We start from the raw sequence: 11,299 nt of genomic DNA, 5'->3' as shown, positions 1-11,299 counted from the left end.
TTTAATAACAACTATTTAATCACCTAAAAATAGTCAGAAAAGATATTGATTTTATTAAGTTTTTATGTGTTGCTTTTTAATGCAACACTCTTATATCCAGATTATTTCCCTTTGAATTTTATTACTTTTACGCCGGCTTTAAGTATATAATCAACAAAAACTCATCTATGGATTGTTTTATGGCTAATGTTTCTTCCTTTCGCCAAAGTCAAGGTGTTATCTTCGTCGCTTTTTTATTTACTACTTTTATTGTTGGCATTGCCGGTGCTTTACAATCCCCCACTTTAAGTCGGTTTTTGACCTTTGAAGTAAAGGCCGATCCCCGTTTAGTTGGGCTCTTTTTTTCAGTGAATGCATTAGCAAGTATCATTGGAAGTTTTTTATTGGCTAAATATTCAGACAAAAAAGGTGATAGGCGGAATATTGTTATATTTTGTTGTTTGATGGGGGTTGTTAATAGTGTGATATTTGCTTTTTCTAGGCACTATTATATTTTAATTACACTTGGTGTTTTGTTTGCCGCTTTATCATCTGCCGCTATGCCACAAGTTTTTGCACTTGCCCGTGAATATGCAGTAAAAACGGGGCGTAATGTTGTAGCATTTAATTCGTTAATCCGAGCACAACTTTCTTTAGCATGGGTGATTGGTCCTCCTCTTTCATTTGGTTTAGCTATCCACTATGGTTTTACCGTCATGTACCTAAGTGCGATGTCTATGTTTTTCGTTGCGATGTTGTTTGCAGCCTTTTTTTTACCTTCGGTTGAAAAAAATCCCGTCTTACAAATTGATAATACGATTGATATAAAATCAGCTAACCAGTCGCTATTTAAAAATAGGAATGTCGTTTATTTATTGCTTTCGACTGTATTTATGTGGACTGCTAATATGATGTATATCATCGATATGCCACTTTATGTGAATTCCATATTACATTTATCCGATTCATTACCTGGGCAATTAATGGGATTAGCGGCAGGCATTGAAATTCCAGCTATGCTTATTGCGGGCTATTTAGTGCCTGTTTTGGGTAAGAGAAATTTGTTTTTCATCGCTATCATTTGTGGTTTGCTGTTTTATGTCGGTATGATTTTATTGACTGACGAATTTGCATTATTTGCTTTGCAACTTTTTAATGCATTTTTTATTGGTATTGTTGCAAACATTGGCATTATCTATTTTCAAGATCTATTACCAACAAGAATGGGCGTTGCCTCAACATTATTTAATAATGGTATTATTTGTAGCACTATTTTGGCGGGAATTATTCAGGGATTTGTTTCTGAATCTTATGGACATGAAATTATTTATTGGATTGCATTTGCCATGGTTGCCATTTCATTACTGTTTTGTGCTTTGGTTAAGGATAAGCATTAATGATGGGGATTGGCTAAATTGTCTTCCAAATGGTGGAAGACAATTTTGGGTTTTTTGACGTTTATTCTGATTCTGCAAAAGTGTTGCATTGACTAATCGAGCCGTTATCGAATCCTTGTTTAAACCATGTATAACGCTGTTTTGATGATCCATGGGTAAAGCTATCGGGCATAACATAACCGCCACTTTGTTGTTGCAGTCGATCATCGCCAATGGCTTGCGCTGTTTTTAATGCTTGTTCTGTATCGCCAACCTCAAGAATGTTCTTTTTTTGCATTGCGTTGCCCCACATTCCTGCGTAGCAATCTGCCTGTAATTCTAATTTTACCGATATTTGATTTTTGACGGTGTCTGATTGATCTTGCGTTAGTTGTGCAACTTGGTTAAATGTTCCAAGTAAATTCTGTACATGATGACCAATTTCGTGGGCGATGACATAACCTTGCGCAAAATCACCACCGCCACCAAGGCGTTGTTTCATCTCTTGATAAAAGGAGAGGTCTAAATATACTGTTTTATCTATATTACAATAAAACGGCCCCATAACAGCTTGGCCTGTGCCACACGATGTCTGGGTTGAGTGAGTATACAGCACTAATTTAGGTGGGACATAGGTTTTGCCTAAACGTTGAAATTGCTCGCTCCAGTAGTCTTCGGTGCTAGCTAATATGACCGAAGTGAATTTGGCTGCTTCGCGGTCATCTGCTGTATATTCTGAGGAGGTTTGCTGTGTGCTGTCTGAGGTGGTTAGGTCGGAACTGAGTAATCCAGTCAAATCAACACCGTAATAACCCGCTACTAAAACGACAATAAATAAAGCAATTTTGCCTTTACCTTTAATTGGAATTGCGGTCCCCATTCCACTGCTTGATTGTGAGCGGCGATCTTCAATATTGTCACTTTCTCTTTGGTCTTTCCAGCGCATAAGAGGGCACCTTGTCAACTTTGTTTTTTTTATTTTAATGGATAATGATGAAGGATACTAGATTAAGTCAATGCTATCGCTGTAATTTGGAAAAATAATGATGAGTCAAAATGATATCAGTAGGTAAAGAGTGTGGTTAAATCGGTTATTTTCTTGCTCTATTTTAGGTATATAATGTTGGTAAATTTCACCGTATCTTCACTCTAATGTCAGGGTCTTGTTATGCCGTATCTATTACTTACGTTAGCTGCTTGTTTTTGGGGCGGGAACTATGTTGTTGGGCGCATTTTAGTGACACACGCTGATCCCATGGTGATATCCGAAGGTCGCTGGGTTATCACTGCGGTGTTATTGTTGTGTTTGTATCACTATCAAGTGCGCAATGATTGGGTTAAGATTAAAAAGTCGGTTGGGTCAATTTGTTTACTGGCGATTTTTGGTCAGATTTTGTTCCCTTTAACGTTGTATGTGGGATTGCAATATACCTCGTCACTTAATGCGTCAATTTACCTTTCTGCAACGCCTGGCATGGTTTTAGTTATGAATAAATTGTTATTTAATGATTCAATTTCAAAAAATAACATCTTAGGTGTGTTGTTTAGTACGATGGGGGTTATTTACCTTATTTTACAAGGGAATCTAACTAATTTAAATTCATTGAGCAATATTAACCAAGGCGATTTATGGGCAATGGCATCGGCAATGAGCTGGGCTTGTTATAGTGCCTTTTTACGTTTAAAGGATAAATCTATTGCCGGCAATGCTTTTGTAACAGTTAGTGCGGTATTAGGTTCTTTGATGTTACTACCTATTGCTTTAGTGTATTTCTATTTTTATCCTGTTGAAAATCTGGCACATTATACTGATGTTAGTTTTTTACTTGGGTTATTGTATATTGCCATTTTTGCTTCTTGGCTGTCTTATCTATTTTGGAATAGAGGCATTGCTGAAATTGGCGCAAGTCGTGGGCAGATTTATACCCATGTTATTCCTTTATCAGGTGGCGTTTTTAGTATTTTATTTTTGCATACCGAAATTGCTAACTTTCATATTATTAGTACATTGTTTATTGTCATTGGTATTTACCTGTGTTCGAAAAAGTTGACGGTTCGTAATTGCAGTTAGCAAAAGTAGCATTGGTTGTTTAGTCGTTGCGTTTTACTAAAGTGGGATATTTTGTTATACTTGGTACACAATTTTGATGAAAAGGAATTGTTTCACAGCTATCAAGTCGCAATATGGCTAGCCGAAATCACTTACCCGTTTTTGCTTTTTATTGTCCTCTTTTTATTTTGTTTTATTTGATTTTGCATCAATTTTTATTAGCTCTTTAGCATATTTTTCTGTGTAATATCGCTGATATTAGTTTTACATTACACAATTATATCATTGATGTTACCTCATTATTCCTTTTCTTTATTTGAATTTAAATAGGCGGTATGTTATGAAAAAAGCAATAAGATTTAAAAGGAAGCCATTAAATATTAATGATATTACCATCATTGATGATCATAAATTAAGAAAGGCAATTATCGCAGCTGCACTAGGAAACGCTATGGAGTGGTTTGATTTTGGCGTTTATGGATTTTTGGCTTATGTTTTAGGGCAAGTATTTTTTCCTAGTGCATCGCCAAGTATTCAGGTGGTAGCTGCTTTGGCAACTTTTTCAGTTCCATTTTTAGTTCGCCCATTAGGTGGTTTGGTGTTTGGGGTTCTTGGTGATAAATTGGGGCGTCAAAAAATTCTTTCTGTCACGATTATTATCATGTCATTAAGTACGTTTTGTATTGGGTTGATTCCTTCTTATGCAACTATTGGTATCTTTGCACCGCTTTTATTATTGCTTGCTAAATTGGCTCAAGGGTTTTCAATTGGCGGGGAATATTCAGGTGCGGCTATTTTCGTTGCAGAATACTCGCCAGACCGTAAGCGTGGTTTTATGGGAAGTTGGTTAGATTTTGGCTCAATTGCCGGATTTTTAGTTGGTGCTGGCTTGGTTGTACTGTTATCAAGTATTCTTGGCGAAGTAAAATTCCAAGATTGGGGATGGCGAATTCCGTTTTTGTTTGCATTACCATTGGGATTAATTGGCCTGTATTTACGTCATGCTCTAGATGAAACCCCCGCATTTCAGCAACACACCGATACATTGGATAACAATGAGCGCACAAACATTGCTAATCCACCCCAAATGACCTTTAAAGAGATATTCACCAAATATTGGAAAAGTTTATTTGTTTGCGTCGGATTGGTGATTATTACTAATGTGACTTATTATATGTTACTTACTTATATGCCAAGCTATTTATCGCATAACTTACATTATCGTGCAGATCATGGTGTATTAATTATTATCGCCATTATGATTGGCATGTTATTTGTGCAACCAATGATTGGTTTGATTAGTGATAAAATTGGGAGAAGACCTTTTATTGTTGGTGGTAGTTTTGGTTTACTTGTCCTTGCTTATCCTGCATTTATGATGATTAACAGTGATGTTATTGGACTTATTTTTATCGGATTATTGATTTTAGCTGTACTACTTAATTGCTTTACGGGTGTGATGGCTTCTATTTTACCGGCTATTTTTCCAACGAGCATTCGTTACAGTGCTTTGGCTATTTCCTTTAATATCTCCGTACTCATTGCTGGGGCAACGCCAACTGTCGCAGCGTGGTTGGTTGAGGCTAGTGGTGATTTGTATATGCCTGCTTATTACTTAATGGTGGTTGCAGTTGTTGGATTAGTGACTGGCTTAAAAATGAATGAAACTGCGAATAAACCACTGCGAGGTGCAACACCTGCAGCATCGGATCGCTCAGAAGCCAAAGAGATTTTATCTGATCACTTTGATTCGATAGAGCAAAAAGTCGAAGATATAGAACAGCAAATCGATGCCTTACAAAAACAACGACAGGATTTGGTGGATCAGCATCCTAAGTTAGATTAATTTTTTTGATATCGATTGATTACGGACATTTTTAGAATGTAGGATTTTATGATCATTGATATTATGTCCAAGCAAGGGGAGGGAATCACTCTCCCTTTTTGATCGTTACTCAACATCAAGATTATTGTTTAATAGCGAATCAGCAGTTACCTGTTGCTTTTTTGCAAAGTCAATCAGCTTTAGAGAATGATCATCTACCAATATTGATTAATAATGATGAGCATTGTCCACTGCGAGCTAAAACGTTAGCTTGCGGTTATCCACCTGAAAAAATGATTACGGTGGACTCGTTAAGTCAATTATTAAATCTTGTTGAAAAAGGGCAAGGTATAGCACTTTTGCCAATCTTTTTAATAAAAGATAAATTCAAAACGATCAACAATAATCGTGACTTTATTCAATTTTATTGTTATCAACATTCTTCGGTTTAATCCCGATAATAATCACATTATTTTTGCAATAATTTACTGTGATACTGACTTCGATATTCAGTGGGTGAACGCTCTGTCTTTTTTTTGAAAATCCGACAAAAATAGTTACTATCTTTAAAACCTGATGCTAGAGCAACTTCTTTTACATTCAAATCATAATCTTTCAATAGCGATTTTGCATATTCTAAGCGAATATGGTTTAAATATTCGTTTAATCCTATTTTGCCTTCGCGTTGAAATAGATGCGATAAGTAATTGGGTGAAATGTGAAACATGTTAGCTAAAAAGTCGCGTGTAATATTTTCACGAAAGTGGGTATCAATGTATTGACGAATAGCTTCAAATAAGCTGGTGGTTTTGGATGATGTTTCGATCTCAACATTAAGTAAATCTAGTGTATTGCTTAGCAAGCTTTGAATCAGAAAGTATGCTGTTTTGTTTTGTTCGAATGGTTGGTTTTGCCAATTTAGTTCTGTAAGTGCTTGAATGATAAATGCTCCTACTCTTGGCCCCCGCCTAGGTTTGTTTATTTGTCCATAGGGGATTAATTGAGTACCATCCCAGTGTAATAAGCTAATTCCAATTTGCTGTTTTCCAAACAAAATACTTAATGATGTAACTGGAGTTGTCCAAATGGATTTGTTCCAACTTTGAGCAGAAATATATAATAAATCATTAGCCAATAAGGTCTTTTCAATTACGTTACCATCTTTATCTGCCCATAGCATTTGTTGCTTTCCTTCTAATATGATTTCAATTCTAGGAAAGTTGACTTGGTAGGACATCAAAGGAGCGTTAGCGCTGTTGTTAGCAAAATAGATGTGGTTAATTGCCTGTTGATGATTCACTAGTTTGGCTAATGCGTTATTGATGGATTTGGTCATAAAATTGTATCGACGATAAGTTAATTAATGTGCAATTGTTTAGATTTTAGGTGAATATAAAAAATGAAAATTAGTTTAAATTGCTATTTTATTTAATAAGTTAATTTTAGTTTTTGATTATGTGATCTAAATCTCATTTTTTTGTTTAGCGTACAAAAATCCAGTAAAAGGCAAGATCGTCTTCTAGGCCATTAGGTTATTTTTTTTTACTATATTAGCTATGAAAATGGTGTTATATGTTAATTGATGATTGAACCGAATTAGGAGTTAATTATGGAATTATATTTAGATACAGCCGATATTGCTGCTATTAAACGTTTAGCTAAGGTGTTGCCGATTAGCGGCGTCACCACTAATCCGAGTATTGTGGCAAAGTCGGGTAAGCCTATTTTTCCGTTATTAGTTCAATTACAAGAGGTTTTAGGCCCAGATAAACTGCTTTTTGCACAAGTGCTTTCAAGTGATGCTGATGAGATGATAAAAGAAGCTCATCAACTTAGAAAAGCGGTACCTTCAATTGTGACTAAGATTCCTGTTAATGCCCAAGGATTGATTGCAATTAAAGAGTTAACTCAACAAGGTATTCCAACGTTGGGGACAGCCGTTTATGGGGCAGGGCAAGGTTTTTTAGGTGCGCTTGCTGGTGCTAAATATATTGCACCTTATGTCAATCGTATTGATGCTCAAGGTGGAAATAGCAAAGATACCGTGCTAGAGTTGCAAAAATTATTGGATTTGCATTGTCCGCAGTCGATGGTGTTGGCAGCCAGTTTTAAAACACCAAGACAAGCATTAGATTGCATGTTAGCAGGCTGTAAGGCAATTACGTTGCCTGTTGATGTTGCCGAGCTTTTTATTTCAGATCCTGCGGTTGATGCAGCCATTGCTAAGTTTGATCAAGATTGGCGTAGTACTTTTGGATCGTTAACTTTTTAAATTTAATTGTCAATTTTAGGTGAAATAAGTTTATCTGTTTTTTTCAATTGTAAAAATAGCATTACTCTAACATTTTTTATTGTATGATGCATTTGAATACAATAAATATAAGGATTGACGCGATGGATGAAAAAAAAGAAAAAATTAAAATAGACAAAAAAGTTATTGTCAATGCATTATTAACAGTATTGAGTGTTGAAAAAATATCGCCGAGTTTTATTCGTGTCCAGTTTAGTAGCAATAAACCTTTTAATGTCAATCCATTATGGATTTGTCCGTATTTAAAATTACTTTTTCCTGATCCTTTAACTGGCGAAGTTACATTCCCTAAGCTTGATGATGATAATAAAATTGTGGTTGGTGATAAGATACGTCAGCTTGTGCGCAGTTATAGTGTGCGGGAATTTGATCGTGTTACTAATCAGTTTTTTGTCGATTTTGCCATTCATGACGTGGGTTTGGCCTCTGTTTGGTCACAAAATGCTAAAGTTGGTGATCAAATTGGTTTGATTGGCGCTGCAGGTAAATTACAGTTTACTGATGATTGTTTGGTTTTAGTTGGCGATATTTCTTCTGTGCCAGCTATTTGTTACACACTTGAACATCTTCCTAAAAAACAAAAAGCGTTTGCCTTTATTCAGGTTAATGACAAAAGTGATATAGTGCCATTGGTTGATAGTGAAAATATTGAGGTTAACTGGTTTGTGCGAAATGAGAATAATCCCCATCAATTAGTCGATGGTGTAATGAGTGCAGATTTATCAGAACACGATAAACTGTTGTTTTGGGGAGGCATGGAATGTTCGTTAGCGCGACTTTTTCGACAATCCGTTAAGGAAAAATATACCCATTTGTCACCAGATGCTTTTCATATTACCAGCTATTGGCGTGAAGGTTTTGCTGAAGGCGAATTTAAGCATCGCGAATAATAAGTGTTGCTATTTTTATGAATATTTTGGCACATTTGCATTTGGCTACACTAGCGAGCAGTTCGTTAATTGGTAATACCGTTGCAGATTTTGTTAAAGGTGATCCTTATTTAACTTATGACTGCGATATTGCTGACGGCATTATGCTGCATCGCAAAATTGATAATTTGACCGATAGCCTATTTGAAGTTAGGCAAGCGAAGTTGTTGTTTCGAAAATCACATCAGCGCGTAGCCTCAATTGCATTAGATATTGTTTGGGATCACTTTTTGTCAAAACATTGGAGTGATTATGGGCTACTTCCAAGTGTGGCTCAATTTAATCAAGTAACAAAAATACATATCCAACCTTATATTAGCGCGTATCCTGCCGATTATCAGCATTTTATGAATGCAATGTGGCAAGGATTGTGGCTAGAAAATTATGCTTCTATCGATTTTGTTGGTGATGTACTTGGTGGCATGGCAAATCGACGACCAAAATTGTATTTGTTAAGAGAAACCATTGTTGATATTAAGCAACACTATGCGCAACTTGAGTCGTTGTTTTTTGTGTTATACCCCAAAATTTGTTTAGCGGTAAAAGATGGCATTGGCTAAAGTTGTTTTGGGGTATTAGTTGTTAATTTGGCAATATCAGTTTGCCATCATTTTTTTGGATGACATCATTGCGACTTGGGGATTGCATTATCGGTTTTAGGTTTTTGTTGGTTACTTGTGGCGCATAACCGCTTCTGCTTCCACGGGGAGTTGCATGCACCACTTGACTTACAGGTAGGGTGGCTTCGTTAGTTAAGTTAGCCCATAACCATTCGATAGCATCTTCACCATAATAATCAATCGGTAGTAGGGTGTTGTCAAATGGTGCTACGCCATCTAAGTAGCTTGCATTTTCAACTTCGATGTATCTTAGTTGTGATTGTTTGCCTTCAACCAAACTATTTAACGCGACATAAGGGCGTGATGTGTAGTTTGGTAGTTGTTTAACATTGTTACGCCCATGCACAATAAAGGTTTTTATACCATGCAAGTTACCCGATGCCATAACTTGTTTTATGCCTTGATTAACGCGATGCTCTTGTGACTTTTTATAAACACAAATTGACCCTTTAGTGCCATAGTCAATCGTGTCTTTTGTTTGTGAACTAGAGTAAAATTCGCGTCTCGGAGTATTAAGATCTTCATTTTCAACCAGATCCAAAATTGTTGCATTATGCCCATTCCACAAAGGTAAATGCCCATTCGCCATTCCCCATATTTGTTCGAACGAAATTTCTTCTAATGGCGCAACTTTACCACTGTAATATATTGGATTTTGCTGAGTACTTGCTACCGAAAAATCACACATGTTTTCGGTGACATCGTATTTGCCATAAGCGCTAATATATTGATAAGGTAGGCCAATGGATTCGGTATAGTAGAAGTATGGTAGTTGAATATCCATGTCTGGTGTCCAGCCATTTTTATGCAGTTTTTCTAGTGCTTCTTCGGGAGTGCCTTTTATGAGCAATTTTTCTTTTTTTAGAGCATTACAGCGTTCTTGTGAATAAAGAAAATAGTTTGCATAAGGCACATACGAATCGTTTTTATTAGGTTTTATTGCTGGAATCGCACACGGTATATATAATGCCCCATAAGCACTATAATTTGCAATAGACTTGGCTTCTAGTTTTTGTTGTGGAGTGTTGCCTATTTTTAGTGTAACCTGAGATTTATCTATATTTGGTTGAATTTGTGGATTGACTGCCACAATACCATCAATCATGTTTTGGTTATCCAATTCACCTGCTTTTAATGCGGCTCCTCCTCCATCGCTTGCACCATATACTAAAACAAGGGTGTTGTCTTTGTTAAATATGATTTTTTGATTGGTTGAAAACATACTATTGAGTTCATAAAAAGCAAATTCAATGGATTTTAATACATGTTCTCCCCAACGAGCTTCGGCATTTAGTTTTGAGTGCAGTTGTTTGATTGCATAGCGGTGGGGATATTTTTTGATGTATTGCTCTCTATTGTTAATCGATGAAGAAAATAAGATATTACTGTCGTTTACCTCGCCCCATACAGTAAAACCAACTTTGTGTTCAAGATCATAAATACCATTACCTAAACCTTTGTCGTTATATACCACTGCGCAGTTGTGGCGAAGTCCCCATAATCCACGAATTTGTACATCTTTGGCATTTAATATTCCGTCCGAATCGCTAGCTGGAACGGCAAGAATACAGGGTCTGTTTTTATTAAAATCAATTGGAATTTGTAATAACATGCCAACGCCGTCTTCTCGTTGTACGGCAGTTATTTCAGTACCTGTAACTTTACCATCAAATAAAGGCGTTAATTCTTGCTTTCTAAAGCCAAATAATGTTCCTTCGCCATTTTTTGTATCAATATAGCGATTGAGTTTGGCTTGTCGTCGTTCTTGAAAGTGTGGTTTGGTTGGAATTTCAACTTCTGGTGTCACAATAGTTGTGGACAATGGCGTAAAACCAAGCCCTGCGGTAACAAGGTCATTTTCATCACCATCGTAATAAGCCAAGGTATCACGAACTAGCCATTTTGGTTTTGTAATAGCACTGCCAATTTGAAGACTGCTATTGTTGTTTACATCGGTATTGGTTGTCGATGTTTGAGGTAAAATTGTGATTGTGTCGTCACGTTTATCGGTTTTTGAGCTGGTATTTGCTTTATTGTTAGTGTTTTTATTTTTGTTAGCATTGGTACTTTTTTTAGAAGTACTTGCTTTTGTGCTTTTGTCAGTTTTGGGCGTTTTTGTTGGATTGCTTTGCGCGGCTAATGGCATAGCGAAAGCGGAAAGAAGTATTAATGAGGCTAATGTTTTTATTGTTATCTTTTTCATTTTTAA

The 11,299-nt window shown here is 36.2% G+C and carries 10 protein-coding genes; 7 read left to right on the top strand and 3 right to left on the bottom strand.

Annotation, left to right across the window (positions count from 1 at the left end; all coding sequences use genetic code 11):
* Nucleotides 1-179 precede the first annotated feature (179 nt).
* Nucleotides 180-1,376, top strand: a complete 1,197-nt coding sequence (locus tag ACYIAJ_RS05890; RefSeq protein WP_483564471.1) for an MFS transporter — start codon at nt 180-182, stop codon at nt 1,374-1,376.
* A 61-nt stretch (nt 1,377-1,437) separates the two neighbouring features.
* Here the strand turns inward: ACYIAJ_RS05890 and ypfJ are convergent, their stop codons facing one another.
* Complete coding sequence (gene ypfJ, locus ACYIAJ_RS05885; protein WP_483564470.1) at nt 1,438-2,301, bottom strand: KPN_02809 family neutral zinc metallopeptidase; 864 nt, start codon at nt 2,299-2,301, stop codon at nt 1,438-1,440.
* A gap of 222 nt (nt 2,302-2,523) precedes the next feature.
* Between ypfJ and ACYIAJ_RS05880 the strand changes: the two genes are divergently transcribed.
* The 3 genes from ACYIAJ_RS05880 to ACYIAJ_RS05870 all read left to right on the top strand — a co-directional run bounded on the left by ACYIAJ_RS05880 (nt 2,524) and on the right by ACYIAJ_RS05870 (nt 5,682).
* Complete coding sequence (locus ACYIAJ_RS05880; protein WP_483564469.1) at nt 2,524-3,426, top strand: DMT family transporter; 903 nt, start codon at nt 2,524-2,526, stop codon at nt 3,424-3,426.
* Nucleotides 3,427-3,745: 319 nt separating this feature from the next.
* Entirely contained in the window at nt 3,746-5,251 is a 1,506-nt protein-coding gene (proP, locus tag ACYIAJ_RS05875; RefSeq protein ID WP_483564468.1) for a glycine betaine/L-proline transporter ProP, read from the top strand.
* 98 nt (nt 5,252-5,349) lie between these two features.
* On the top strand, nt 5,350-5,682 hold the full coding sequence (locus ACYIAJ_RS05870; protein ID WP_483564467.1) for a hypothetical protein: 333 nt from the start codon (nt 5,350-5,352) through the stop codon (nt 5,680-5,682).
* A gap of 17 nt (nt 5,683-5,699) precedes the next feature.
* Here ACYIAJ_RS05870 and ACYIAJ_RS05865 read toward each other — a convergent pair whose 3' ends face one another.
* Nucleotides 5,700-6,566 carry a helix-turn-helix domain-containing protein gene (locus ACYIAJ_RS05865; protein ID WP_483564466.1) on the bottom strand — a complete coding sequence of 289 codons (867 nt, stop codon included), beginning with the start codon at nt 6,564-6,566 and terminating at the stop codon, nt 5,700-5,702.
* A gap of 273 nt (nt 6,567-6,839) precedes the next feature.
* Between ACYIAJ_RS05865 and fsa the strand changes: the two genes are divergently transcribed.
* The 3 genes from fsa to ACYIAJ_RS05850 all read left to right on the top strand — a co-directional run bounded on the left by fsa (nt 6,840) and on the right by ACYIAJ_RS05850 (nt 9,030).
* Entirely contained in the window at nt 6,840-7,502 is a 663-nt protein-coding gene (fsa, locus tag ACYIAJ_RS05860) for a fructose-6-phosphate aldolase (protein WP_483559997.1), read from the top strand.
* 122 nt (nt 7,503-7,624) lie between these two features.
* Entirely contained in the window at nt 7,625-8,431 is an 807-nt protein-coding gene (locus ACYIAJ_RS05855; RefSeq protein ID WP_483564465.1) for a siderophore-interacting protein, read from the top strand.
* A 17-nt stretch (nt 8,432-8,448) separates the two neighbouring features.
* A complete protein-coding gene (locus ACYIAJ_RS05850) occupies nt 8,449-9,030 on the top strand; it encodes an acyl carrier protein phosphodiesterase (protein WP_483560001.1) in 582 nt (193 codons plus the stop codon).
* A gap of 22 nt (nt 9,031-9,052) precedes the next feature.
* On the opposite strand, the gene ACYIAJ_RS05845 is transcribed toward ACYIAJ_RS05850, so the two are convergent.
* Nucleotides 9,053-11,293 (bottom strand): 3-hydroxybutyrate oligomer hydrolase family protein, encoded by a 2,241-nt coding sequence (locus ACYIAJ_RS05845; RefSeq protein WP_483564464.1) that lies wholly within the window; start codon nt 11,291-11,293, stop codon nt 9,053-9,055.
* Nucleotides 11,294-11,299 lie beyond the last annotated feature (6 nt).

The sequence above is a fragment of the Gilliamella sp. X-46 genome, assembly GCF_057063525.1.
This window is presented reverse-complemented; position numbering and strand designations above follow the sequence as displayed.

Excerpts from the sequence above, each read along its gene's own strand:
- ACYIAJ_RS05890 (WP_483564471.1), top strand. The coding sequence starts at position 180 with ATGGCTAATGTTTCTTCCTTTCGCCAAAGTCAAGGTGTTATCTTCGTC.
- ypfJ (WP_483564470.1), bottom strand. The coding sequence starts at position 2,301 with ATGCGCTGGAAAGACCAAAGAGAAAGTGACAATATTGAAGATCGCCGC.
- ACYIAJ_RS05880 (WP_483564469.1), top strand. The coding sequence starts at position 2,524 with ATGCCGTATCTATTACTTACGTTAGCTGCTTGTTTTTGGGGCGGGAAC.
- proP (WP_483564468.1), top strand. The coding sequence starts at position 3,746 with ATGAAAAAAGCAATAAGATTTAAAAGGAAGCCATTAAATATTAATGAT.
- ACYIAJ_RS05865 (WP_483564466.1), bottom strand. The coding sequence starts at position 6,566 with ATGACCAAATCCATCAATAACGCATTAGCCAAACTAGTGAATCATCAA.
- fsa (WP_483559997.1), top strand. The coding sequence starts at position 6,840 with ATGGAATTATATTTAGATACAGCCGATATTGCTGCTATTAAACGTTTA.
- ACYIAJ_RS05855 (WP_483564465.1), top strand. The coding sequence starts at position 7,625 with ATGGATGAAAAAAAAGAAAAAATTAAAATAGACAAAAAAGTTATTGTC.
- ACYIAJ_RS05850 (WP_483560001.1), top strand. The coding sequence starts at position 8,449 with ATGAATATTTTGGCACATTTGCATTTGGCTACACTAGCGAGCAGTTCG.
- ACYIAJ_RS05845 (WP_483564464.1), bottom strand. The coding sequence starts at position 11,293 with ATGAAAAAGATAACAATAAAAACATTAGCCTCATTAATACTTCTTTCC.